Raw genomic sequence first — 24,080 nt, 5'->3', positions numbered from 1 at the left:
TTATTGATTGGAATTATTTATGTTGTATGGATTAGATATTGGCGGCACAAAAATAGAACTTCGTGCTTACGATACTGAATTTAACGAGCAGTTAAAAGTAAGAGTCGCGACACCTAGAAATTGCTACGATGGCTTTATCGATGCTGTCGTCGATATTGTTGAGCATGCTGATAAAGAGCTTGGCTGTATCGGAAACATCGGAATTGGCATTCCAGGTTCAGAGTCGAGCGATGACCACACCATTTTTGCCCCAAATATTCCGTCTATCGACGGTCTAAAAATCCGAGAGCCTATAGAAAAGCGTCTTCAACGACCTATCTTTATTGATAATGACGCAAATTGCTTCGCACTATCAGAATCACAAAACGACCAATTAGAACGATCTAAGCACGTATTAGGTCTTATCTTAGGTACCGGATTTGGGGCTGGCCTCGCAATAGACCAAAAAAGTTACAGCGGAGCTAACCAGCTTTCCATGGAGCTCGGTCATACGCCGCTGAGCTTTAAAGCCTTTCAAGCAATAACAGATGCTAACAAAGGAACACCGGTATTTACCTGTGAATGTGGCTCTGAAGGCTGTTTAGACCGATACCTCTCTGGTACAGGATTTGAAGACCTTTACACGTTTTATACTGGTAAGAATCATACTGCGCTTCAAATTATCGAAGCCTATGACGTCAAAGTACCAGAAGTCATCACATTCGTTGAAAGATACTTCGACTTGTTATCCCTATCCATCGCCCCATTTATTAACACCTTCGATCCGGATGTTGTCGTCCTCGGGGGCGGATTATCCAACTTTGATCAACTCTATCCAGCTCTCAATGAGCGTTTGCCGCAACTGTGTTTGAAGCGTGACCACTTCCCTTTGGTGATCAAAGCACGCTATGGCGATTCAAGTGGTGTCCGCGGCGCGGCTATGCTCAGCAGCTAAAGCACTCTTCAGCCCCACATCGTTAGTGGGGCTTCGTGTACTCATCAGCTCTTTTTTCTTTCCTACCCATGGTTCAATGGCCGGTAAAAACAAGTCCACTACTTATCAACATCAATGTGTGCTTTTCTATTTATTGCACCGTTCGCTTTAGTATCGCAGAGAAATGGTCTGAAGATGAACTGGCAGAAACGAGTACCCAACCTTTCGAGTTTAAAAAATTCACCGCGTCAATGGGCGAGTTAAAGGCAACCGTATTGCCTGCCTCATCACGAAGAAGATCTTTATTTCGAATACCAATTTCTACCTCTTGCCCAAAATCTACTTCGACTTTCCATTTCGTCAAACTAAGTAACTTCCCTCGGGCAACAACACGAGCGTATTGCTCGGTTTGACCTATCACGACACTTGCTTCTGGACTTGATAATGCATGACTCACGGGAGAAAACAGCATGACGATTGCCAGCAATGCCACGCTCGCTAGGGGAAAGGGGAAATTCTCTATTTTCATTACACGCCTCATCTGGATTATGCCAATTAGCTTCACGCTATTTGAGTCAGTATACGCAGTACTGTTTTCATTATTTGAAAACCGCACTATGCGAGTTTCCATAAAATGGATGCCATGATGTCCATAGAGCAAGACGACATTGAATTACTGTATGACCTGTTTTTATCGCTCAAAAAACACAACAAAATCCGCGTATAAACCTTTCCGCCATTGCGGCTCTTATATCCGCAAGATTCATAAATTCCATAACGTTAACGCATCTTAAACCGCAAAGGTGTGTTAACCGTCGATCAATCTATACGCCAATATCTGGTTACGAACTTCACTAATTGAAACTAGTTTGAACATTCGTTCAATATTTATTTGAACGATCGTTCAAATGATTCTATAGTGTGGCTTATCACAAGAAGGAAAGGTCTAGTGATGCATCCCAATAGACTTAACTCAAAGGAAAATGACATGCTAAAGTTTTACTTTCACAAGACACCGAACCCAATGAAAGTCGCACTGTATCTCGCTGAAACGGGTCTGCCTTATGAGCTCGTTCCTGTTGATACCTATAAAGGTGAGCAGCACAGCCCTAAATATCGAGCGATCAACCCGAATGGTAAAGCACCAGCGATTGAAGACGGCGGTGTAAGAGTATTTGATTCCAATGCAATTTTACTCTACCTTTCCGAAAAAACAGGACTGCTAGCAGGAAAGCCTGAAGATCGTGGTGAGATGCTGTCTTGGTTAATGTTTATTGCCTCTGGGCTGGGTCCATTCTCGGGTCAATCGGTTCACTTTCGACACGCATCGCCTGAAAAGATCCCGTATGCGATCAATCGATACTTGCGCGAAGCACAACGTCACTACGAGGTACTCGACACACACTTAAAAGGCCGAGACTACCTTGTTGGGCAAACCTACAGTATTGCCGATATCGCCGCGTGGGGTTGGGTTGACAAAGCTGCGGTTGTGCTGGGAGAAGAGGCGCTTACCCCTTACCCCAACTTGAAGCGTTGGTTTGATGCCATTAGCCAGCGTCCAGCCGTGCAAGTAGCTCGCGATGTTGGCAACGACATTGAGTTCAAAACCGAACAAGATGACGTTACTAAACGTGCTCTGTTCCCACAGAACTACGCGAAAGATTAGACAATCGTCTCGTCGTCATGTTGAATAAATAACAATAAGTTAGCGAGGTTCGCTGACTTATTCGCACACCCATAGCGCAGCCTTCATGGTGAATTTATGGCGATGATTATCATTAATAAAACGCTTTGGATCATGCACGTTGAAATACTGAACTAGAATTAAACATCGTTTAATGTCTTAGTGAGTAACGTGAGCCTCTAGTACTTTAGTTTAAGCCTTCGCGTTTAGCTTAGCCCTTACCGATTTAACTTAGGAGTTAGTATGGAAAATCAATATACACCGCCGAAAATCTGGGTTCACGACACAAAAGGTGGCAATAAATGGGCCAGCATTAATCGCCCTGTGTCTGGGTCTACCCATGATAAAGCACTACCGGTTGGTGACCACACATTACAGCTGTATTCACTCGGTACTCCTAATGGACAAAAAGTCACCATTCTTCTAGAAGAATTGCTCGCACTTGGCATCAAAGAAGCGGAATACGATGCTTACCTCATTAATATTGGTGAGGGCGATCAATTTTCATCGGGTTTTGTCGGCGTAAACCCTAACTCAAAAATCCCGGCGTTGGTCGACCGTTCCGGTAAAGAAAGCGTTAATGTATTTGAATCCGCTTCGATCCTTGTGCACCTTGCCGAAAAATTTGGGCACTTTCTGCCTAACGAAGGGACGGCGCGAACGCAAACTTTCAATTGGTTATTTTGGGCGCAAGGCTCTGCGCCTTTCTTAGGGGGTGGTTTCGGGCATTTCTATGCGTATGCCGACGAAAAATTCGAATACCCCATCAATCGCTTTGCCATGGAAGCAAAACGCCAGTTGGACGTGTTAGACAAACAACTTGCTACCAATACCTACGTAACCGGTGAAGAATACACGATTGCAGATATGGCAATTTGGCCTTGGTATGGCAATGTCGTGCTTGGTAACTTGTATGACGCCGCCGAGTTTTTACAAGTTGAAAGTTACACGCATGTCATGCGATGGGCGAAAATGCTAGAAGCTCGAGAGGGGGTACAGCGTGGGCGCATCTTAAACCGCTCGTGGGGTGAAGAGTGGGAGCAAGTACCAGAGCGTCACAGCGCTAAAGACATTGATCACGTACTCTCATTAAAGCCAGAGTAGTGCCTTACTGACATTTAAAAGCGAGGGGATCCTAATGACTTGGATACCCTCGACTTTTTTGTGTTTCAAGCTTTTACTTATGAGCATCTTCTCATGGTGTAAGCAACGCGAACGCTTCCATCATACCAGAGTCATTATTGCTACCGAGAGTGATGTGATTAGCACGCATTTTAAGTTTTGGCGTCGCATTACTTAACGCTACGCCTACGCCGGCAACATCAATCATAGACACGTCATTATCATTATCGCCAATAGCCATAACCTGGCTCGTCGGGATCGCCATTTCCTCCAGATATCGAGTAAGTAGCCGCCCTTTACTATTACCAAGGTTATTGAAGCCAATACGGTTAAACCACGAATGTTCGTAGCAAAATGCACGTTGCAAGTGATCGAGAGCAATCAGAGCGTCGATGGCTTTTGAGTCACCTTCTGTAACAAAGGTCCACACGTGTGTTGATCCCAACAACTCTGAAGCAAGGTCGTCAACTCGTTCAATTTTCGGTCGAATAGAGGCTGGTTGCGTTAATGCCCACTGTTCTAGCTTACTGATGTAGTTCGCCGGATGCGTGTGCTTAAGAATAATTCGGTCATCCACATAGGCGATAAGATCCAAAGAGTGGCACTGATCCAAGAAAAACTGCACATTCGCTTCAGATATAGGGCTCTGATAGCGGTATTGCTCACTATCTGGATAATATAAGTAAGAACCGTTGCAGCAGATAATCGGAGTATCAAGCGCAAGTTGCTTATAGTACGGTAACACTGTCGTATGATGGCGACCCGTAGCAAGAACAATCTGGTAGCGCTGACGTAGCGAAAATAACGCCTCTCGCACTACGGGCATAATCTCGCCACTGGCATTGAGCAATGTGCCATCCATATCAATGGCAATAAGTTTATAGTCCATATTCAATCTCAACATAGTGAGGAGAGATACCAATACTTTGGGCGGTATTTAATAGCGCCTTAATTGTTTTAAATATTCTTGGTTTTAACGTCTTTCCAGTTTCTAAAAAACTATTCACTCCCCATTTTTTACTGACCACTAGTAAATAATAATGGTCACTTTGATTCGATTTAACTGCGATAGCACCTTCAATATCACCACGTTCAAAATGGGTTCTAAATTCTTTCAGCAACATATCGGTATTTCATCCATGGTAGCAACATAAATATTATCTGTTATTTTCTTCATAAAAAAAGGGACGATAAATCGTCCCTTTTGCCATTATAGGAAGGCTCGGTATGGCAGTTCAGGGTCGTTCTTAAAGACATCGGCAAAACCACGGAAATGTTGGTAATGCATACGTCCTTTGTCTGTAGGGTACGTGTATCTGCCCCCTACTTGCCAAAAGAACGGTGCGAAACCATATTGAAGACGCTCTTTCTTCATGTTCCACAGCATTTCAATTTCACGTGGGTCATTTTGGAAGTTTGCCCAAATATCATGATGGAATGGCACCACTACTTCACAATCTAGCGATTCTGCAGCACGTAAGATATCAGAAGACGTCATTTTATCCGTCACGCCACGTGGGTTCTCACCAAATGATAACAACGCGACATCAATCTTATGGTCATTACCGTGCTTAGCGTAGTAGTTTGAGTAGTGAGAATCACCTGAGTGATACACTGACCCACCTGTTGTTTCTACCAAGTAGTTAACGGCGCGATCATCCATGCCATCTAAAATATCTTTATCCGTAGATGATGTGCCTTCTGGCAGTGTCACAAGCGCCGTACGGTCAAAGGCATCTAGCACTTTAATCGTCACATCTTTAATCGTGATCTCGTCGCCCACTTTAGCCACCACACAACGATCTTCTGGCACACCCCATTTCATCCAAAGATCGACACAGGCTTTAGGACCAATAAATTTCACATGGTCACCACAGTTTTGTAGAACCGCCGCAGCAACATTGATGTCAATGTGATCGCCGTGGTCATGAGATGCCATCACCGCATCAATTTCTTTAATCGCAAATGGGTCAAGTGGGAAAATCGCGGTACGTAGGTTAGGTTGTAATGCTTCAACACCCCCCATACGCATCATTTGGTGTTGGTTCTTCATTTTTTGAACCGCTTGGGTTTTCTTACCTGTACCACACCAAAAGTCCATGGATAGGTTCGCACCGCCTTCAGACTTCAACCAAATACCGGTACAGCCAAGCCACCACATTGAGAACGTATTCGGTTGAACTTCGGTTTGCTCAATTTCTTCATTTAACCATGTGCCCCACTCTGGAAATGTATTGAGGATCCAAGATTCGCGAGTGATTTCATTTACATTGCTCATGATAATACCTTCTATTTCACAATTTTAATTTTGTTTAGGATGTAGGGAGCCGCGCGCCTTATTTTATTGATAAGGCGCTAAGCTTAAATTTATTATTTTCGATTCGGGATTAATCCCAGAAGTTATTTAACTAAATATTAAACTAATATAACTTTGGTTCCTTGAGCCTCAATGGATTTTACCACCTCAGCGTTTGCATCTTTTCCTGTAATAACAATATCAATATGTTTACTTTCGCAAAATAACATGCCGGTTCGTTGGCCAATCTTAGAGCTATCCACAACAACGACTAGTTTATCGATTTGCTCTAACATTTGTTGTTCGGCGACTGCTGTTAACATATCAGCCTTGTACAAACCCACATCCGTCAAACCTTTACCTGACGTAAACATCCAGTTTCCCGCATACCCCCCCAATGAGTTAGGCGCAGGGTTTAAAAAGATGTTTTGGGCTTTGTTATATTGACCACCAATGATGATGACATCATCGTGATCTTCATTAATTAAGTAACTGGCGAGTGGAAAGTAGTTAGTAACAATCTGCACATCACTACCACACAGTTGCTGACCCAAAAGGAAAGCCGTGGAACCACAGTTGATGACAACGCTGTCACCCGACTGGCAAAGATCAGCCGCGGCTTGCGCAATAGCTGACTTTTCTTCATAAAATTCAGTGCTGTTGATGTTAAGTGGTGACCACTTTCTCTTCTTACTCTCAACGCGTTCTGCGCCATTTCGCACCTTTCTCAGCTTACCTAGCTCATCCAGTTTGGCGATATCGCGCCTTGCCGTTGCCGGAGAAACATTAAAACTATCAATAATGTTCGCGACGTTGATAGTTTGTTTATCTTCTAACAACGACAAGATGCTGTTGTGTCTTTGGACTTCATTCATATCTATCACTCTCTGAGTTGTCATGACAACTTTGTGATTACTTGTGATTTGTTATGATTCTAATAATCACCTGTCTGATTGTCAAACCTGCAGCTTATAAAAATAGGGCATGAATCACAATATTTCACAACCCTTTGTTTTTAATAGACTTATTTGTTTTAACGTGATCGGAAGCCCATTTGAATGCATTCACTCAGTCAATAATTGATATAAATCAAAATAATCACAAGTACGCATTGAATGATTACTTGTGATTGTTAAAGTTTATCTCGTGAGCAAAAACAAGATAGCACTACATCCTACACATCATTAAAACTACAAATTATATAAGGGTAAAGATATGGAGTTCTTATACGACATCTTCTATATTTTTTACAGTCAAGTAATGACCAAGGCACCCCTGCTACTCGGTCTCGTTACTTGTCTTGGGTACATTCTTTTAAAACGAGACGCGACAACCATTATTTCCGGTTCAATCAAAACCATCGTTGGCTTCATGATTGTACAAGTCGGTGCGGGCACACTGGTCGCTGGCTTCAAACCCGTCATTGAGAAAATGAGTGAAATTCACGGGCTAACCGGCTCAGTGATTGACCCGTACACCTCCATGATGGCAACGATGGAGACCATGGGTGACAACTATTCATGGGTAGGCTACGCGGTGCTACTCGCGCTGGGTCTGAATATTCTCTTAGTCGCCTTCCGCCGCTATACAGGCATTCGCACCATCATGCTGACGGGACACATCATGTTCCAGCAAGCGGGTCTGATTGCGGTATTCTATTTTGTGCTTGGCGCAAGCATGTGGGAAACGATCATTTACTCAGCAATCCTGATGGCATTGTACTGGGGTATCTCGTCTAACATCATGTTTAAGCCGACCCAAGAAGTCACGGGCGGCGCTGGTTTCTCTATTGGTCACCAGCAACAGTTTGCCTCATGGATTGCCACCAAAGTCGCGCCGAAACTCGGTGATAAAAACGACAGCGTTGACCATGTAAAACTGCCAAAATGGCTACACATTTTCCACGATAGTATCGCTGCAACAACCTTAGTCATGACTGCGTTCTTCGGTATTATTCTGCTTTCTTTTGGCCTTGATAATCTTCAAGACATGGCAGGAAAAACGCACTGGTTTATCTATATCTTTGAAACTGGCTTGAAATTCGCGGTGGCGATTCAAGTTATCGTCACTGGCGTACGTATGTTCGTAGCCGAACTGTCCGAAGCCTTCAACGGTATTTCACAACGCCTTATTCCAAACGCGGTTCTCGCCATTGACTGTGCGGCTATTTATGCCTACTCGCCGAATGCGATGGTGTTTGGTTTCATGTGGGGTGCGGTAGGTCAGTTTACCGCTGTGCTTGCTATGCTCGCGTTTGACGCACCAATCATGATTATCCCAGGCTTTATCCCAATGTTCTTCTCCAACGCGACCATTGGCGTCTTTGCTAACCACTTTGGTGGCTGGAAAGCGGTCATGAAGATCTGTTTCGTGATGGGGATTATCGAAGTCGTCGGCTCTGCTTGGGCCATCCATATCTTCGCTCAATCTGGTACTGAGTTTAACGGCTGGATGGGCATGGCTGACTGGGCATTAATCTTCCCGCCTATCATGCAAGGTATCTCTAGCTCTAGCTTGTTCTTCTTCGTTATCGTCGCGCTGTCTGGTGTGTACATGTACTTCGCCTCTAAAACACTACGAGCGGAAGAAGATGCGATGGAAACCGTCACGGCTGTGACACCTGAAGGCATTGAAATTGAGGTCGCTGCGCCAGTTCAATCTACCGCCACTGCCGACGCTCCACAAGCCAGCGGTAGTACGACACAAAAACCCGTTCGTGTCCTCGTGTGCTGCGGCTCAGGTCAAGGCTCATCAATGATGTGCTCTAAGAAAATTAAAGAGTACTTGGACAAGAGAGGCATCCCGAGCTCGACCTTTAACAGCGCGATTACCGACTACAAATCACACTTGGGTTCATTTGACATCATCGTCACCTCTGTTGCTTTGGCAGAAAAGATTACGGGTCTACCAGAAGGTAAACAGCAGTTAGCCGTGAAGAATATGATCATGGTGAAAACATTTGGTGACGAGCTGGTTTCAATTATTGAAAACAACTTCCATAAGTAAGCGACGACGCATCGCTTAATGAAAACATAATTTACATTACTATCTATAACTAAAAATACGACTCGGAGACCTGTTCTCCGAGTCCATAAAAATAAAATATCTATGTGAGGCAAGCAATGAACTTAAAAGAATCTCTTCTTCAGAACAACGCTATTTTACTCAATGCCAAAGCAACAGATTGGCAAGCTGCAATCAAGCTTGGCACCGACGCATTAGTCAACGCGGGCGTTGCTGAAACCCGCTACTACGACGCCATCATTACCGCCATTAAAGACGAAGGTCCTTACATTTGCATTCATGATGCCTTTGCTCTTCCCCACTGCCGCCCTGAAGACGGCGTAATAAAAACGGGTTTTGCTTTAACTGTCTTAGACACTCCGGTCATCTTTGATGGTGTTGACGATCCTGTTGACGTACTTATCACTCTCGCAGGTAAAGACTCTGAGGAGCACATCGAAGGCACCATGCAAGTTGCCAACCTTATCGAATTTGATGAGGATTTTTCCAAACTTCGTGCCTGTAAAACCCCAAATGATGTCGCGCAATTAATTGATGCTGCATTAGCGGCCGCAGAGTAAGGAGTCCTTATGTCGCAATATCAAGCACTAAAACAGAGAGTACTGACCGCTAACCTTCAGCTGCCAAAATATGGCTTAGTCACTTTTACTTGGGGAAATGTTTCCGAGATTGACCGCGAGTTAGGCGTCATTGCCATAAAACCCTCTGGCGTAGAATACGAAGATATGTCCGTTGATGACATTGTGGTCGTTGATTTAGAAGGGAATCGTCTTGAAGGCACACTAAACCCGTCGAGCGATACCGCGACGCATATCGAGCTTTATCATGCGTTTCCTCAGATTGGCGGCGTGGTTCACACGCATTCAAGAAGCGCGACCATTTGGGCGCAAGCTGGCATTGATATTCCAGCATTAGGCACCACACACGCCGACTACTTCTATGGCGACATACCTTGTACTCGCAAGCTATCTAGCCGAGAAATAGCCGGAGAATACGAGAAAAATACCGGGCTTGTTATCGTTGAAGAGTTTCAACAACGTCGTATTCAAGCGATGTCGATTCCAAGCGTGATTGTCGCAGGGCACGCCCCTTTCTCTTGGGGAAAAGACGCGTCAGACGCTGTGCATAATGCGGTGGTTCTCGAAGAGATTTCCGCGATGGCATTAGCGACACGTTCACTCAACAGCGGCATCAAAATTCAACCTGAGCTGTCTGATAAACATTACCTAAGAAAGCATGGTGAAAATGCTTACTACGGTCAAAACTAGCCATAGCGTTGGGAGGTTCGATGTCTCAAATAGAAACGGTATCTCAAACCGAGTCTCAAGCCGAAACTAACTATCAAGTACTTGCGCTTGATTTAGACGGGACCGTGTTGACCGATGACCATACCATTCAGCCTGAGGTTAAACAGGCGATTCAAGATGCACAGAAAGTCTGTCATGTCGTCATCGTAACGGGTCGTCATCATACTGCGGCAAAACCCTACTACGATGAACTCGGCTTAACCACGCCGATCATCTGCTGTAATGGCACCTACGTGTACGACTACCAGACAAAACAAGTACTTGAGCACAACGCGATCAACAAAAAAAACGCGTTGCGGTTCATCCAATTGGCGAATGACTTTCAAATGAAGCTCGTCATGTATGTCACCGATGCCATGACCTATAGCAGCAACACGCCCATTCAATACATGCAGCAACTGGAATCATGGGCAAGACAATATCCGCAAGGGCAACAACCGCAAATCCGAACTATAGACTCGTTTAACGAGCTCGCCGAACAAACCGACTATGTATGGAAGTTTGTCGTCGAAGGTGACGTCAGTTCGGTTCAACGTCTTGCTGACAACCCTTGGGTGTCACAACACTTTACTGGTGAGCGCTCTTGGTCTAATCGCATCGATTTTGCTGCGAAAGGCAATAACAAAGGCGAACGCCTTGCCCGCTATGTCCAACAACTGGGGTTCACCGCTGAGCAAGTCATTGCCATCGGTGACAACCATAACGATATTTCCATGCTTGAATTCGCAGGCCTGGGCGTTGCAATGAAAAACGCCGACGATACGGTGAAATCCAACGCTCAACTCACCTGCCCCACTGATAACAACCATGACGGACTCGCCCGTCTCATTCGTGAAAAAATTAAAGGATAAGTAAGATGACTAAACCAATGATCCAGATCGCCCTAGACCAAACAGACCTTGAATCGGCTATCGCGGTTGCGAAAAACGTCGAAAGCTTTGTTGACGTCATCGAAGTCGGTACCATTCTCGCGTTTGCTGAAGGCATGAATTCGGTCAAAACACTGCGAGCTAACCACCCAGACCATATCTTAGTCTGTGATATGAAAACCACGGATGGCGGCGCGATTCTCGCTAAAATGGCCTTCGAAGCTGGTGCTGACTGGATTACCGTCTCTGCGGCCGCGCACATCGCCACTATTGGTGCATGCAAAAAAGTAGCAGACGAACTAAACGGTGAAATTCAAATTGAAATCTACGGTAATTGGACCATGCAAGACGCACAAGCTTGGGTTGACCTGGGCATTAGCCAGGCCATCTATCACCGCTCTCGTGATGCAGAATTAGCAGGCGTGGGCTGGACAGAAGAAGACCTCGTGAAAATGCGTCAGCTCTCCGAGCTTGGTATCGAGCTGTCTATTACCGGCGGCATTGTGCCAGAAGACTTGTACCTATTTGAAGGCATTAAAGCCAAGACCTTTATCGCAGGCCGTGCACTGGCTGGCGACAAAGGCAAAGAAACGGCTGAAGCGCTACGCACTCAAATCGACCGTTTCTGGAACTAGGAGAAGACTGCATGTTTGAGATGTTGCAACGACACCGCGTGGGGTTATATGAAAAGGCACTGCCCGATCATTTCTCATGGGAACAGAAACTCAAAGAAACCAAAAGCCTAGGCTTTGATTTTCTAGAAATCTCTGTGGACGAGTCCGATGAAAGACGCAGCCGGTTGGATTGGGATGATAAGACCATCTATGAGTTAAAGCGGTTGTGTGAAGACAACGCTCTGCCGTTGCAATCCATGTGCTTAAGCGCGCATCGCAAGTTTCCATTTGGTTCCGCCGACGCGACCATTCGCCAAGAAGCCGCGATTCACATGGAAAAAGCCATCACACTGGCCTACAAACTGGGCATCCGGACGATTCAACTAGCAGGTTACGATGTTTACTATGAACCGGCTAACCAAGAGACGCACCAACGCTTTATTGATGGAATGAAGTTAGCTGCAAAGATGGCAGAACGGGCTGGGGTGATGTTGGCTGTAGAGATTATGGACACCGACTACCTCAACTCACTCAGTAAGTTTGAAATATTGAATAGAGAGGTCAACTCTCCGTATTTTACCGCTTACCCTGATGTGGGGAACATTTCAGGCTGGAATTATGACATTTGCACCGAGCTTGCCTTGAGCGTGCCGCATATTGTACAAATCCACCTAAAAGACACCTACAAGGTCACCCCTACTTATCAAGGTCAGTTTCGAGATCTCGTTATTGGTGAGGGTGACGTCGATTTCAATGCCATTTTTGACACGCTAAAAGCGACACAATGCGTGGTCCCACTGGTCATAGAGATGTGGGCCAAAGATGACCAATGGCGCACCAATATTCAGCAAGCACAGGTTCGTCTTAATGAAGCCTGCAGCCATGCTCAATTGCCGTTGTTATTTAACCAATAACGGTTCGAACGCGCATTTTAACACCAGGCGTTATTGGCATTATTTTCATTTAGCGCAGTAACACAACGCCCCTCCAAAGCAGCACTTTTATCGGTGCTGCTTTTTGTCATCTATTGACAACGTAATATCAAAGCCTCAGAGTGAAGCCCCTAAATTATCCGATGAGCTGTTACGTATGAATTCACTTTATTTTCAACTATTTTGGCGTGAAAAACATGGCGTCATGCTTGAGGTAAACGGCGTACCTGATCTCCCTAAAAGACTGGAAGATGAGTTCACTCAGTGGATAAACAACCGTAAAAAAATCATGAGCTTTGAGGTCAATCTACAGTCTTGGGTCAAAGTTAATGAAGATGGCTCTAGCACGCACATCGAATTAAAGCCCAACGGTACATTGACCGAGAAAGCCCTATTTACTGAAAAAAATCTCGTTGGACAGTGGAAGGTCGTGGATGGCGTATTGCTGATGAGAGTCGCCGATAACGCCACCGTCGTTGAGTATCAGGTGGTGGGTAACCGTAGCCACAACATTCACTGTGGCGTGGTACACATCGACGGTGTTGTGAACAACTACTGCAAGTTTGTTCAAGTTAAAAACTCGCAATATCGCTAGTGGTTAATGGCTCTGATTTAACACTGACTAAACTCGGCCGCCAACTCTATACCGACACCACAGTAAAACGTGCAATTAAACGTGTTGATAGGCTGCTAGAAATCGTCAACTACGCCGTGCAAAAAACTTATAATAAGTGGCATGCCCACTTAATCACTGCTGCCAATCCATTCCCCGTGATCTAAAAAGTACCGCTTATGAGATCGCACTTCGTCACAATATAACTCGTTGTACTAAGCGGTTAGATATCCTGCTTCTTATTACGTTACTCACCGAAATCTTGATGTGGTGGAATGGCATAATTGCAGTACAAGCTAAGTGGAATTTTGACTTCCAAGCCAGCAGCATTAAACACCACCAAGTCCTATCAATACCTCTTCTCGAAAGAGAAGAGAGATTAGAATCATCGTCGATATCAAATCAATGAATCTCAACACCACTGGGGAGTGTTCGAATATCAAAGGCTCATACACAATGCTGGGCTGGGTAAATTATGAGGGGATCCGTCAGCGCCTGCATAACACGTTTGCTATGATACAGACTTAATTGAGTTTTAACGCCTTAATCACTGAAACTAAAGGCAAACTGACAACGCGAGTGTAGCAAATCGTGTTGATGCATTTGTTATATTCGGCTGATGATTATCGACTAATTAACCGAGCATTCTTTAAGGTCAATTACATACTCAGACATTAAATTGTTTTTATATCCAAGTTCTGCTGGGCATTCCATTAACCCTTTAGGCTCAATAATTAAAGAATAAGTCGCGTAATTAACAAAAACACCAAAAATCAAACCTGTAACAAATGATACTTTCAATTGTTTATTAGTTGGTTTTACTTCCTTTAAAAAAGTTACTTCTACAAACCTATAACCAAATACAAGCAGAATGCTAAAAAAACCAGCAAACAAAATCCCACTAATGTAACCTATAGGTTCGTATAAAACCTTCGTCACATCAAAAACAAAGGGAAATAGAAAACTAGTACATACCCACCCATACAATAATGTTATTGCAGGAGCAAAAATAAACCACACAACACGATACATCATTCTGATAACTCCAAAACTTTTTCAATCAACTTACTTTCAAAATCAGTTAGCTTATCGACAGTCCAAATCACTGTCGAACTAATAACTAAAGTGACACCAGAGTATAAAGCCGTCGCACCCAATACAGGAAATAAGTATACCGCACCGACAGCCAAACCAGAAGCTGCCAAGATATTAACTAATATTTTAGCCTGCTCTATACCTAGCTTTTTCAATGTATATTCATCATTAACTATAAATTGAAGTACATTTATTCCAGAACCAACCAAAATCTCCATTGGGGCGCTAACCTTAACAAACCTAGCCATTCCCTTGACAGAATCCAAAGCACCTAAACCTAGCTTTATTACTTGAGCATTATTAGCTTTAAATACACCACCATGAAGTAACGTTTGACTCCATTTATCATAATTTTTAAGAATAACATAATCCACGCCATCAATATTCTTAACCAGAATTGTTACGCCTAATCCGCCAAGAGCTTTCGCGGTTTCCCTTGCATCATAAAGCCCAGTAACAGTATTTTTTACTGCTTTCAACTTATCGAAAGAGTCAAAGAAAACAGTCCACTCTTCAGGCTCAAGCACTGCAAACTTAACAATATCTTGAGTGTATTCAATATTAAGCTCTTTTTCTCCACCTTTTGATAACGGGTTATACGGAGGCCAGTACATATTTTTAGGGTTGATTGTTATTTTTGATTCCTCTTTGAATTCAGGAAGAACTAAATACAAAGGCTCAAGGAACTTTTGCTTTGGAAACGCAATAATGACTTCTTCAACGGCATCTTCAGAAACACCATCAATGTCTTGAGTTTTCCCTTCATTTGGAAGGACTTTTTCCTGTCGAAGACTTCCAAACCTACGCTCAGTACCATTATGGAATAATGGGCCTTGTTTACTTATGCCATTCCAGTTAATGACAACACCACTAGGAAGCGTTGCTTTAAAAGCTTTACTTCCATTCTCTGGATTTGACTCCGCTTGAATAACAGGAAGCTTTTCACCGTCACGGTGAAAAGCTATTAAATCTTCTTTACCACTTTCATCATTTTGAAGTCGTAGTTTAAGCGCTGTATTTACATCTGTTAATTGATTAAATCCTTCACGGTTAATCAAATGCTCGGCTTTCATGCCTGACGCACAAAACAATAAACACCATGCAGGAAGAACCTCTTCACTGTTGTGAGTTATTCTCCAAGCACCTAAATCACTTAACGTCATATCCACTAAGCTAGTACCAGACAAGATCTTCAACTCTTGCTCTGGTTCCATTTTAGAAAAGCGTTTCTTAAAGTCAGTGCTTTTGCCAGATGTTAACACCGCGACTTCACCGTATTCTCTTAATGGAATGGCTTGATTTTTATCAATATCAGGAATAATACTTGAGGCGAAAAATTTATTAGAATCAGAGCCCAATAATTCAGATATCGTTTTAATTTCACTAGAAATAGCATCGTTAGATGCTATTAAATTTGCATTCGCAGTTTGAGCTTTGACTGCTTCCGTTTCCGCCGCTATCGCATTTTGACGAGTAACCGCCGAATCTGATATTGCAGGAGTAACGCCGAAACCACTTCTCGCTTCTGCATCGTAGGCTATCGACCATTTAGGAAAGAAACTGTCTTTGGTAGCCTCTTGATAACGAGAATCTTCTATACCTAACGGTTCAGTCCGATTTGGGGAATCATGCGCCATAGAGTTAGGTGGAAATATACTATTTTTCATTGTCATAGCAGTGCTTACCTAGAATAAAAGACGACGTTAATTCTATCATTTCAATAAGTCGACTATCTCACTGAATTGATAGTTAAATCACCTAAAATGGAAGGGCTCTCAATTTTTAAAAAAAAGCATATAACGCTTATTAATCGGACTTCCTCTGCCTGTAACTTCCCCCTATTCTGCTTAATCCACGTAAGCAACTCAAGCCATATTAACCAGCTATGTGCTTCTTGCCCGCTAACCAAAAGGAAATGGCAGAATACATCCGCTTGTCACCTGTGGCGATGTAGCGCCATCGCGTCGCTGACATTGACGCAGTAACGAACCAATAAACCAACCGAAGAAACCCTATTGGTCATCGGAGTTCGCTTGGCGCGCCATGTAGTTTCGAATCACCAAGTCGAGCTGATACACCAGTTCGAACTCTTCTTCTGGACGGCTTAGGAGATCATCTAATTTCTTGAGCGTGCTTCCCTTGGCAACTGGTCTTCCTGCGGCTTTTCGTTCCATTTCTGTGGTTGGTAATAACTGTAATAAGCTGACATCCAACGCCTTGGCTATCGCACACAAGTCCGAGAACGTCAGCTCGCTGGTAAGTTCTCGATTGAGCTTGGCATAAACACTGCTTTTAGGTAAACCCGACTTCTTAGCAAGATCAACGCGACTCCATTTTGCCGCAGCGAGGGCAAATTCAATTCGCTCAATGAGCATTCCGCGCAATTCAGGATCCGAAAATCCAAAAAACTCATAACCGTCTGAATCCAGTTCCATGTCCAAAATACCAAATTATTATCATTAACATGTCCAGATTTTAGACTGCCAAACCGTTAACTTAAAGCCATAGACAATGAATATGCCGCGTAAATCGCATTAAATCATCCAGTAACTGAGGTATCCCGCATGAAAACAACACTTTTATCGCTTCTGATTGCCAGTGCATCTTTCACCGCCTACGCCAATACCGCAGGCGACAACCTCCCTTATTTTTCTGGAGAACGGGAAGCGGTTCAATCGGGGGCACTGTTACTTGATATGTCTGGTCAGTCTGATCAACAACTGGCGAAAGCCTTATCCGAAATGGAAAGACTGTCACCAAACCCAATCGTTATCGAAGCCGCTGAACGTGCGATTAGCAATAACCGTAAACTCGCGCCTGAATACACCAAAATGATGGAAGCCCAAGCCAAGTTAAAAGGCGTGTCTGTGGCGACCTTGTTTGCTGCCGCCGTCAATACCGATTGGGTTGTGAATGAAAGCATCAAAAAAGGCACGGCTGACACCATTTCAGGCTGTACCACGGTCGCGTTCAATAATGGCATTGTTGGACAAACCAATGATTTGGCGCTCTCTGCACTGACCGACCACACCACTCTAGTAAAAACTGATGACAGCCTATTTGTGGTGGCCGATGGCGCACACTTTCAAGGCATGGGACGTCATGTCGGTATCGTTCTTAACTTCCTTGGTGAACCATCAGGGAAAAGTGGCATCGACGCCGATAACCTCGTGACTCATGACGCGATTTTTGCGGCTGCCGTGCAACAAGAGCGTGTAGAAGATGTCATCAATATGCTGAAACCCTACAGCACTATTGTGGCGCTAAACTTCACGGTGGTCGATGACAAAGGCGCAAGCGCCGCTATCGAGATCAGTGCTGACGGCATAAACGTCATACATGGCGAGCGTGGTGTCGCCCATGCCAACCATAACCAAGATTTTCGCCAACAGATGAGCCAGTTAGAAACCGAATACGAGATGAATGCGGCGTTCTTTGACACGTTTGCACGCGAAGATGCCGCCAATCTATTTTTGGATTATTCGCAAGAGTTGAGCGTTGAAGGGATGCAATATCTGTTTAATCAACGTCCAATCAATCTCACGAAATATAACGATAAAGATTTTGTGACCGTTGAAGCGATGGTGTTTGATGTGAAGAACGGCTGTGCGTATGTGTCGGGTGATAATCCTCGATTCAGCGATTATACAAAAGTGTGTTTAGATTAATCACTGAAATAACTAGGCATACCTGAGACAGAAATAGGTTAATGCTGATGCAAAAAATGGCGATGTTGCGTTATCTTCATCGCCATTCTTACCTATCCATCACTGATCTCTTATAGCTTATAGCTTATAGCTTATAGCTTATAGCTTGAAACTTACAACTTACAGCTTTGTCATATCCAACTTGCGCCCTAAATGTTCAACGTCAACACTGGCATAACCTAGGCGAATGGCTTCAAATTGTTTGCTCATTTCTAACGCTTGCTCAGCATCTTTTGCTAACACGGAAACCAAATACACTGGACGCACAACATTGCCTTCTAGCGCCTGAGTATGGATGTAAGACGAAGACACTGTGCCCACTTGATTAAGGGCGATAACGCGCTGTAAATCAATCCCCAGCACACGGTCAATTTCCATCGGTTCAATCCCCGATTTCCACGTCAACGTTAGGCCATAATGATTATCTTGAGGTGTGGTGTCTAACCACTTATTGCCCATCGCTTGCACACGACCAATTTTTACGAGGTTCGCTTGATAAAGCGGCAGTTGCGCAAGTTCAGCACGGATGTCCGCCTCGCTGTCACCTTCCATGACAAAACGTAACAAGGGCGTATTTTCTTCACCTATTTTACTATCTGTCACAAACATATCTTTGACTCGTCCGCTGTCAATAAACGCCTTAAACGCTTGCTTTTGTTTAGGCATCGTTTCCAACACTTGGTAAATATCTTGTGTATTCCACTTTAGTTCGACACCAAAGTCTTGCGCCGTAGCAAGGCTTGGAAACAAGGCAATAGTCGCGATGCTTACGATGATTTTTTTAAATAGTTTCATAACTTTACTCTCTATAGATTATTGTTTTAATAAGGGTTAAACGCTTACCAACGAGCACGGTAAGAGCGGTGGCAGCTACGACACGTCGACTCTGCAGATTTAATAGCTTGTTTCGCTTTTTTTGCATCTTGATGTTGAGCAGCAGCCAACAAGCTTTGATACCCATCATTCATTTCCAACATCAAACGCTCGAATTTTTCCGGTTTTTCCCAGACGTCAGACTTTGCTTTGCCCCCTTCATCGCTTCCAGCCACAAACGCGTTAGACACCACATCACCGCTTGCCACAAGCTGTTCACTCATTACCAGCAATGCCGCCCAGTCCGTCTCATCGCCATCTATCATTTTCGCTGCGGCTTTAGTGTTTGACTCAATGTCTGAAAACGCAGCTTGTCTTTGTTCAATACTATTTTCTGATGCCATGGCACTCGTTACTGTCACGTTGCTTACGACTATAACTGCCGCCATTAACCATTGGCTAAATGGTGCAACGCGTGTCGCCTGAACGGATTTCAAGCTTAATTTCTTTATCGTCATCGTCATTCTCCTGTTCATCATGTGAGCTTTCCTCATCGCTTGAACATTAATTTACACAACAATAGTTGCTTGCGCAACTATTGTTGTGTAAATTAATCAAAGTTTTTACGAATGAGATAAAAAAATGAAGAAAATCAAAGTATGGGATTTAGCGACACGCCTCTACCACTGGACCCAAGCAATCGTGTTCATCGGGTTACTGGTCACTGGCTTCTCTGGAAACGGTCCTCACCTACAATTAGGGCTGGTACTGTTTACCCTAATCACTTGGCGAATTAGTTGGGGAATAGTAGGAAGTGAAACCAGTCTGTTTCGTCAGTTTATGGCCTCACCTCGTAAAGTGTGGACGTATCTGAAGACAGGACGCTATTCGCAACCTGGTCATAACCCACTGGGGAGTTGGATGGTATTCACCCTGCTCGCTAGCCTGTTTATACAATGCGTGACGGGCATGATTCTCGCGGGTATGTTTGATGGGCTTGAGGCTGTAGGAATAGAACTACCTGACATCGTTTATGTCGGCGCAGAACAGATACATTTACTGTTAGTGGATCTGCTGCCACTGCTCATTGTATTGCACGTGGGCGCCGTCTTAATTTACAAGCTTCGCGCTAAACCCTTACTGTGGGCGATGCTTTCTGGCTACCAACAGTTCGCAGCCCATCACTTAATCTCACAACCTAACATCGTCAGTAGTCGTCGCGCATTAGTCGTGCTAATCGCGTCATCATTAGTTACTATGGCAATAGTTGCAATTTCAATGGTGTAAACATGGAACATAAATTCGATCGCCAAACGAGCTTTGGCTGGCTGTTAAATGTCGTCGCAAATCACGCGTCGAAAGAGTTTGATAAACGCTTAAAAGAAAAAGGGTTAACACTAGCCCTGTGGCCTACTTTAATGTGCTTGTGGGAAAAAGAAGGGATGACGCAGCGAGAAATCGCGCAAACCTCAAAGGTAGAAAGCTCCACGACAACACGAACACTCGATAAACTTGAAACACTCGGTCTGGTTGAGCGCCAAGCCGATCCAGAAAGCCGCCGTTCGTTTCGGATCTTTCTCACGGCTGAAGGTCGAGCACTAAAAAATGAAGTGATTCATTTGCCTGTTGAAGTCAATCAGCAGATGCTTTCCAGCCTCAATCCTGATGAGCAAAAAACCATCATTGGCCTGCTGCAAAAAATGGTGGCTCAGGTTTAGTACCTTAGGTTTAGTAACTAAATTATTGAGATAATACTAATGACATGACCTCCCATATGATGGGAGATCATGTTACGTCAATATGGCGCGTCAATTAGCCTTTAAGCTCAGATAGCTGATCAGAGAACCAAATCTTGCGCTGAAAACGCGGGTTCTTAGAGGACATATCGATCTTATATGGGTTTTCTTCTTCTGAGCGCTGCGGGATCGCTAAGATCTTGCTAAGCTCCTGAGCCAAGTACTTCTCAATTTTTAACACCACCATCTTCTTACGCAGACGGCCTTGCTCGTCGCGGTTAAGGATAGTTGGCATGGTATTCAGTGTTAAAATCTCACCCAGTGCTGGGTGAGACATACGCTCACGCCCTTCAGTACTGGCGTAGAAATGTGAAACCGTAAACACCATATTCTCAGGTTTAAGCTGCTGTAGGAACTGACACGATTTCACCACGGTTGAACCCGTACGTACCATGTCGTCAAACAGTACGATGCTCGACTTTTCTAGCCCTTCAAAGGTGTCTTCACTTTCTTTGTGCAGGGTGATTTCCACTTTACGCTCAGCGGTACGCTCTTTATCCAACATGATGAATTTGGCTTTGCTCAAACCAATTCTGTTGTACATCTCTTTGACAAAGTCGCGCGCCCCTTTGTCTGGCGCACAAAGTACCAAACCCTCACCGTCTGGGCCGTAGTTCAACATGTTAGAGTTAAGCAGGTAGTGCGCGTAAATCTGATAAGGAATGAGGTTATAGAAACGTCCACCAAACACATCGCCAAACATCTTCTGTACCGAATCAGAGTGGTTATGTACCGTTACCACATCATCAACGCCAGACAGCTTTAATAACTGCGCATACAGCTGTGCGGTAAACGGCTGACCATCAAATTTCTTAATGTCCGAAGCCGAACGCTCACCACCTGTGTCGCCAAGCCCAGGGCGAGCACCACGATCTTGAGCAGAGAAGAACAGATCAGGCTCCACCAACACTACACGACTGGCACCATTTTCTTTGGCAGCGCGGGCAATAATAAAGTTATGCATCGCCAACTCTTGACGACTGGTCACCAGGTTGCCGGTACTGACGATGACGACAGTCTTACCGTCTAAACTGTTGCCAATATTGTCCATATCGTCTTCATCAGAGATAAAGCGCGGGCAAAATTCGGTGTTCATGAAGTGTTTCATACTGATGACATCTGAAATGTCTTCATGCTGCCCCATCGCATAGGCGACATCGATGGCAAATGGGTTATCGGAAGAGTTACTAACAATCACTATATCGCTAGATAGTGTGTTTTGGCTGCTCATGGCATTCCTTATTAATTCGGAAAATGAGTGGGTTGTGATGGGGGTATTCTAGCGGTAAAGCGAGCAAAACGGCAGCGGGAAATCCGAGTTTGTGGTAAAGGCTTGTAAGTAATGGCTTGGTATTGTGGTTAGGGTAACCAGTTAAGAGTGCCTCATTACTTTCGGTGTGTTTTCGGAAGCGCTACCGACGGCTCTTCCGATGAAAGTAACATTACCATTCAGTGCTGGTTACATCAGCCGCTATAGATGGAACTTACCCGGCAAAGCATAGATTTGTGGAATATCCCTATCCCAACTCTCTAAAGGACGGCCCGTACACTGATAAACTCGGTAACCTTGGAATGTTTCCATATACCGAAACTCAGTGTCCGCCCCTGGGCAGGCAATATCCAACGCTTCTCTTTCTGAGGCGTACTCAGTCAACCCCTTTTGTATAGGACCATCGACCAACCAGTTCTCATTTTGCTTGTCACGCCATAGCACGGCAAACGCTCGGCGTTTCTTTTCCTCTACTTTTTTCGATTTACCAGTATCCTTAGAAGTCTTTGCTGAAACACTCTTCGTGCTAGCTGAACTCTTACTATTACGCGCTACCGAATGATTATTAGTGGTAGACTTTGATGCAGATGAGACGACCACAGGTGTACTTTTCGAACTCGTATTCTTAGATGGAGAGTGCGTAGAAGCCACTGAAGTGGACACATTTGATTGCATACCTGTCTTGGTTGATCGTACTTGGGATTTTTGAACTGCATCGTTGAGCAACAGGCGCTGCTCTTGCATCATTTGATCTAAGCTTTTCCCCGCGCCGCCTGAAGAGCTAGAAGAATATGACGATGAATTAGCGGCATATGCACTGCCTACCTCTGCAACCATCCCCAAAGCTGTATTTGTCGCTCCCACGACAGAATTATTCAATGTAATTAGGACGTTTTCTCCATCGTACATTTCAGGGTCATTTTGAGAGTATAAGCTATCCAATTTATGCAGGTACGTTGAAGACAACTGTGCATATTTTTGATTATTTCTTTTAGCTACAATGTCGAGATTCTTAATCGCATGATAACGGTAACCGCTTGTATTAATACTCTTACTTTTGTTTTTCGTATGTATAACATAGTCTTTGAGCTGCTTTTCTGACAATGGCGCAAACATATCTTTATGTGCCGTATAATTCCGTGAAATTTCGTATTCTATTCTATCGTCAGCTGGCTCATAATAGATGGTTTTCTGGTTTTTCTTATCGATATACGCATATTCCCAGTTCATTACTGCTTCAACTGTCATTCCAATTTTTACTGTACAATCCTGATTGAACTCTGAGATTCTCGTTATCCTAGCGCCATGAACTCTAGGTCCCAAAATCACTGTAGTATCATGCCACCTTTTCTTTCCGTTATACTCTAACAACGAAGTATAACTTGCTTGGTGAACCCCATTAACGTAGTAATCATTGAGCACAGAAACTAGGCGGTCATAACCGTAGCCAAAATAAATTGATTTTTGATAGGAGGCATCACATAAGTTCCAAGTCTTATATTCGGTAAACTGACAGTCATTAAAACGACTTTTATACTCGAAATAGCTATAGAGTGTATTATCAACCCAGCGTTTTATTTCTTGGTCGTAAGCCTTATAAAGCGATTTGGTTGGTGTCGATGTATTCTGCAAAGGCACGGCCGAAATTGGCATAAATAGCTGCCATTGATAGTCACCTTTAAATAGTTTCCATTCTGGTGTTGGCGCTGCTTTACTACAGCCGCTTATACTACCTACAACCCAAAAGAGACAGGCAAAAGTAACCAATAATTTTATCTTTTTCATCTTCCATATCAGTCATTACTCATCCTATTTGACGAACAAGACCTGATTCCTACTTAACATTCCATGTGACCCATTAGGCTAGTAGGCGTATGTTGTTTTCGCTTATTTATAGTTAAAAAACACTACATAGCTAACACTTTTATGTTCAGTATCCGCCTTTTTAGTCCTACTTTAAACTGGTCACCAATGCCCTGCACTCAGCGAGGAGACCATATATGGCCCTTTAGTCACTTCTCGAAG

At 44.0% G+C, this 24,080-nt stretch carries 25 protein-coding genes; 13 read left to right on the top strand and 12 right to left on the bottom strand.

Annotated elements, in window-relative coordinates; translation table 11 throughout:
• Positions 1-19 precede the first annotated feature (19 nt).
• A complete protein-coding gene (locus MD535_RS12925) occupies positions 20-934 on the top strand; it encodes an ROK family protein (RefSeq protein ID WP_265675439.1) in 915 nt (304 codons plus the stop codon).
• A 130-nt stretch (positions 935-1,064) separates the two neighbouring features.
• Here MD535_RS12925 and MD535_RS12920 read toward each other — a convergent pair whose 3' ends face one another.
• On the bottom strand, positions 1,065-1,442 hold the full coding sequence (locus tag MD535_RS12920; RefSeq protein ID WP_265675438.1) for a hypothetical protein: 378 nt from the start codon (positions 1,440-1,442) through the stop codon (positions 1,065-1,067).
• A 459-nt stretch (positions 1,443-1,901) separates the two neighbouring features.
• On the opposite strand from MD535_RS12920, the gene MD535_RS12915 reads away from it, so the two are divergent.
• Positions 1,902-2,579, top strand: a complete 678-nt coding sequence (locus MD535_RS12915) for a glutathione S-transferase family protein (protein ID WP_265675437.1) — start codon at positions 1,902-1,904, stop codon at positions 2,577-2,579.
• Between the two features lie 261 nt (positions 2,580-2,840).
• Positions 2,841-3,701, top strand: coding sequence for a glutathione-dependent disulfide-bond oxidoreductase (gene yghU, locus MD535_RS12910; RefSeq protein WP_265675436.1), 861 nt, complete (start codon positions 2,841-2,843; stop codon positions 3,699-3,701).
• A gap of 91 nt (positions 3,702-3,792) precedes the next feature.
• On the opposite strand, the gene MD535_RS12905 is transcribed toward yghU, so the two are convergent.
• The 4 genes from MD535_RS12905 to ulaR form a co-directional block, all read right to left on the bottom strand.
• Positions 3,793-4,608, bottom strand: a complete 816-nt coding sequence (locus MD535_RS12905) for a Cof-type HAD-IIB family hydrolase (protein WP_265675435.1) — start codon at positions 4,606-4,608, stop codon at positions 3,793-3,795.
• Positions 4,598-4,843 carry a hypothetical protein gene (locus MD535_RS12900; protein WP_265675434.1) on the bottom strand — a complete coding sequence of 82 codons (246 nt, stop codon included), beginning with the start codon at positions 4,841-4,843 and terminating at the stop codon, positions 4,598-4,600. Before MD535_RS12900 ends, MD535_RS12905 begins: the two co-directional genes overlap by 11 nt.
• Positions 4,844-4,929: 86 nt before the next feature.
• Complete coding sequence (gene ulaG, locus MD535_RS12895) at positions 4,930-5,997, bottom strand: L-ascorbate 6-phosphate lactonase (RefSeq protein WP_265675433.1); 1,068 nt, start codon at positions 5,995-5,997, stop codon at positions 4,930-4,932.
• A 137-nt stretch (positions 5,998-6,134) separates the two neighbouring features.
• Complete coding sequence (ulaR, locus tag MD535_RS12890) at positions 6,135-6,890, bottom strand: HTH-type transcriptional regulator UlaR (protein WP_265675432.1); 756 nt, start codon at positions 6,888-6,890, stop codon at positions 6,135-6,137.
• A gap of 340 nt (positions 6,891-7,230) precedes the next feature.
• Here ulaR and MD535_RS12885 point away from each other — a divergent pair, with 340 nt between their 5' ends.
• The 7 genes from MD535_RS12885 to MD535_RS12855 all read left to right on the top strand — a co-directional run bounded on the left by MD535_RS12885 (position 7,231) and on the right by MD535_RS12855 (position 13,356).
• Positions 7,231-9,021, top strand: a complete 1,791-nt coding sequence (locus MD535_RS12885; RefSeq protein WP_265675431.1) for a PTS ascorbate-specific subunit IIBC — start codon at positions 7,231-7,233, stop codon at positions 9,019-9,021.
• A 116-nt stretch (positions 9,022-9,137) separates the two neighbouring features.
• Complete coding sequence (locus tag MD535_RS12880) at positions 9,138-9,599, top strand: PTS sugar transporter subunit IIA (protein WP_265675430.1); 462 nt, start codon at positions 9,138-9,140, stop codon at positions 9,597-9,599.
• 9 nt (positions 9,600-9,608) lie between these two features.
• Positions 9,609-10,307: an L-ribulose-5-phosphate 4-epimerase gene (locus MD535_RS12875; RefSeq protein WP_265675429.1), complete on the top strand. Its 699-nt coding sequence runs from the start codon at positions 9,609-9,611 to the stop codon at positions 10,305-10,307.
• Between the two features lie 20 nt (positions 10,308-10,327).
• A complete protein-coding gene (locus tag MD535_RS12870; protein ID WP_265675428.1) occupies positions 10,328-11,197 on the top strand; it encodes a pyridoxal phosphatase in 870 nt (289 codons plus the stop codon).
• A gap of 5 nt (positions 11,198-11,202) precedes the next feature.
• Entirely contained in the window at positions 11,203-11,850 is a 648-nt protein-coding gene (locus tag MD535_RS12865; protein WP_265675427.1) for a 3-keto-L-gulonate-6-phosphate decarboxylase UlaD, read from the top strand.
• Between the two features lie 11 nt (positions 11,851-11,861).
• Positions 11,862-12,743 carry an L-ribulose-5-phosphate 3-epimerase gene (locus MD535_RS12860; RefSeq protein ID WP_265675426.1) on the top strand — a complete coding sequence of 294 codons (882 nt, stop codon included), beginning with the start codon at positions 11,862-11,864 and terminating at the stop codon, positions 12,741-12,743.
• A gap of 175 nt (positions 12,744-12,918) precedes the next feature.
• Positions 12,919-13,356, top strand: coding sequence for a hypothetical protein (locus tag MD535_RS12855; RefSeq protein ID WP_265675425.1), 438 nt, complete (start codon positions 12,919-12,921; stop codon positions 13,354-13,356).
• Positions 13,357-14,004: 648 nt separating this feature from the next.
• On the opposite strand, the gene MD535_RS12850 is transcribed toward MD535_RS12855, so the two are convergent.
• The 3 genes from MD535_RS12850 to MD535_RS12840 form a co-directional block, all read right to left on the bottom strand.
• The gene (locus MD535_RS12850) at positions 14,005-14,409 is read right to left on the bottom strand and encodes a hypothetical protein (protein ID WP_265675424.1); all 405 of its coding nucleotides are present in this window, start codon (positions 14,407-14,409) and stop codon (positions 14,005-14,007) included.
• A complete protein-coding gene (locus MD535_RS12845; RefSeq protein ID WP_265675423.1) occupies positions 14,406-16,142 on the bottom strand; it encodes an S-type pyocin domain-containing protein in 1,737 nt (578 codons plus the stop codon). Before MD535_RS12845 ends, MD535_RS12850 begins: the two co-directional genes overlap by 4 nt.
• Before the next feature lie 339 nt (positions 16,143-16,481).
• Entirely contained in the window at positions 16,482-16,904 is a 423-nt protein-coding gene (locus MD535_RS12840) for a helix-turn-helix domain-containing protein (RefSeq protein ID WP_265675422.1), read from the bottom strand.
• A 129-nt stretch (positions 16,905-17,033) separates the two neighbouring features.
• Between MD535_RS12840 and MD535_RS12835 the strand changes: the two genes are divergently transcribed.
• Complete coding sequence (locus MD535_RS12835; RefSeq protein ID WP_265675421.1) at positions 17,034-18,137, top strand: carcinine hydrolase/isopenicillin-N N-acyltransferase family protein; 1,104 nt, start codon at positions 17,034-17,036, stop codon at positions 18,135-18,137.
• Between the two features lie 159 nt (positions 18,138-18,296).
• Here the strand turns inward: MD535_RS12835 and MD535_RS12830 are convergent, their stop codons facing one another.
• Positions 18,297-18,971 carry a hypothetical protein gene (locus MD535_RS12830; RefSeq protein WP_265675420.1) on the bottom strand — a complete coding sequence of 225 codons (675 nt, stop codon included), beginning with the start codon at positions 18,969-18,971 and terminating at the stop codon, positions 18,297-18,299.
• A 44-nt stretch (positions 18,972-19,015) separates the two neighbouring features.
• Complete coding sequence (locus tag MD535_RS12825; RefSeq protein WP_265675419.1) at positions 19,016-19,528, bottom strand: c-type cytochrome; 513 nt, start codon at positions 19,526-19,528, stop codon at positions 19,016-19,018.
• Between the two features lie 112 nt (positions 19,529-19,640).
• Here MD535_RS12825 and MD535_RS12820 point away from each other — a divergent pair, with 112 nt between their 5' ends.
• Both MD535_RS12820 and MD535_RS12815 read left to right on the top strand, forming a co-directional pair.
• On the top strand, positions 19,641-20,276 hold the full coding sequence (locus tag MD535_RS12820; protein ID WP_265675517.1) for a cytochrome b/b6 domain-containing protein: 636 nt from the start codon (positions 19,641-19,643) through the stop codon (positions 20,274-20,276).
• Between the two features lie 2 nt (positions 20,277-20,278).
• Positions 20,279-20,707, top strand: a complete 429-nt coding sequence (locus MD535_RS12815; protein ID WP_265675418.1) for a MarR family winged helix-turn-helix transcriptional regulator — start codon at positions 20,279-20,281, stop codon at positions 20,705-20,707.
• A gap of 94 nt (positions 20,708-20,801) precedes the next feature.
• Here the strand turns inward: MD535_RS12815 and MD535_RS12810 are convergent, their stop codons facing one another.
• Both MD535_RS12810 and MD535_RS12805 read right to left on the bottom strand, forming a co-directional pair.
• Positions 20,802-22,016, bottom strand: a complete 1,215-nt coding sequence (locus MD535_RS12810) for a phosphoribosyltransferase family protein (RefSeq protein WP_265675417.1) — start codon at positions 22,014-22,016, stop codon at positions 20,802-20,804.
• A gap of 240 nt (positions 22,017-22,256) precedes the next feature.
• Positions 22,257-23,840 carry a hypothetical protein gene (locus tag MD535_RS12805; protein ID WP_265675416.1) on the bottom strand — a complete coding sequence of 528 codons (1,584 nt, stop codon included), beginning with the start codon at positions 23,838-23,840 and terminating at the stop codon, positions 22,257-22,259.
• Positions 23,841-24,080: the final 240 nt, after the last annotated feature.

It is taken from the genome of Vibrio qingdaonensis, assembly GCF_026191675.1.
GTDB classification, from domain to species: domain Bacteria; phylum Pseudomonadota; class Gammaproteobacteria; order Enterobacterales; family Vibrionaceae; genus Vibrio; species Vibrio qingdaonensis.
The sequence above is the reverse complement of the archived record's forward strand: the minus strand, read 5'-3'. Positions and strand labels throughout refer to the sequence as shown.

Coding starts and splice junctions, on each gene's coding strand:
- MD535_RS12925 (WP_265675439.1), top strand. CDS start 20: ATGTTGTATGGATTAGATATTGGCGGCACAAAAATAGAACTTCGTGCT.
- MD535_RS12920 (WP_265675438.1), bottom strand. CDS start 1,442: ATGAAAATAGAGAATTTCCCCTTTCCCCTAGCGAGCGTGGCATTGCTG.
- MD535_RS12915 (WP_265675437.1), top strand. CDS start 1,902: ATGCTAAAGTTTTACTTTCACAAGACACCGAACCCAATGAAAGTCGCA.
- yghU (WP_265675436.1), top strand. CDS start 2,841: ATGGAAAATCAATATACACCGCCGAAAATCTGGGTTCACGACACAAAA.
- MD535_RS12905 (WP_265675435.1), bottom strand. CDS start 4,608: ATGGACTATAAACTTATTGCCATTGATATGGATGGCACATTGCTCAAT.
- MD535_RS12900 (WP_265675434.1), bottom strand. CDS start 4,843: ATGTTGCTGAAAGAATTTAGAACCCATTTTGAACGTGGTGATATTGAA.
- ulaG (WP_265675433.1), bottom strand. CDS start 5,997: ATGAGCAATGTAAATGAAATCACTCGCGAATCTTGGATCCTCAATACA.
- ulaR (WP_265675432.1), bottom strand. CDS start 6,890: ATGAATGAAGTCCAAAGACACAACAGCATCTTGTCGTTGTTAGAAGAT.
- MD535_RS12885 (WP_265675431.1), top strand. CDS start 7,231: ATGGAGTTCTTATACGACATCTTCTATATTTTTTACAGTCAAGTAATG.
- MD535_RS12880 (WP_265675430.1), top strand. CDS start 9,138: ATGAACTTAAAAGAATCTCTTCTTCAGAACAACGCTATTTTACTCAAT.
- MD535_RS12875 (WP_265675429.1), top strand. CDS start 9,609: ATGTCGCAATATCAAGCACTAAAACAGAGAGTACTGACCGCTAACCTT.
- MD535_RS12870 (WP_265675428.1), top strand. CDS start 10,328: ATGTCTCAAATAGAAACGGTATCTCAAACCGAGTCTCAAGCCGAAACT.
- MD535_RS12865 (WP_265675427.1), top strand. CDS start 11,203: ATGACTAAACCAATGATCCAGATCGCCCTAGACCAAACAGACCTTGAA.
- MD535_RS12860 (WP_265675426.1), top strand. CDS start 11,862: ATGTTTGAGATGTTGCAACGACACCGCGTGGGGTTATATGAAAAGGCA.
- MD535_RS12855 (WP_265675425.1), top strand. CDS start 12,919: ATGAATTCACTTTATTTTCAACTATTTTGGCGTGAAAAACATGGCGTC.
- MD535_RS12850 (WP_265675424.1), bottom strand. CDS start 14,409: ATGATGTATCGTGTTGTGTGGTTTATTTTTGCTCCTGCAATAACATTA.
- MD535_RS12845 (WP_265675423.1), bottom strand. CDS start 16,142: ATGACAATGAAAAATAGTATATTTCCACCTAACTCTATGGCGCATGAT.
- MD535_RS12840 (WP_265675422.1), bottom strand. CDS start 16,904: ATGGAACTGGATTCAGACGGTTATGAGTTTTTTGGATTTTCGGATCCT.
- MD535_RS12835 (WP_265675421.1), top strand. CDS start 17,034: ATGAAAACAACACTTTTATCGCTTCTGATTGCCAGTGCATCTTTCACC.
- MD535_RS12830 (WP_265675420.1), bottom strand. CDS start 18,971: ATGAAACTATTTAAAAAAATCATCGTAAGCATCGCGACTATTGCCTTG.
- MD535_RS12825 (WP_265675419.1), bottom strand. CDS start 19,528: ATGATGAACAGGAGAATGACGATGACGATAAAGAAATTAAGCTTGAAA.
- MD535_RS12815 (WP_265675418.1), top strand. CDS start 20,279: ATGGAACATAAATTCGATCGCCAAACGAGCTTTGGCTGGCTGTTAAAT.
- MD535_RS12810 (WP_265675417.1), bottom strand. CDS start 22,016: ATGAGCAGCCAAAACACACTATCTAGCGATATAGTGATTGTTAGTAAC.
- MD535_RS12805 (WP_265675416.1), bottom strand. CDS start 23,840: ATGAAAAAGATAAAATTATTGGTTACTTTTGCCTGTCTCTTTTGGGTT.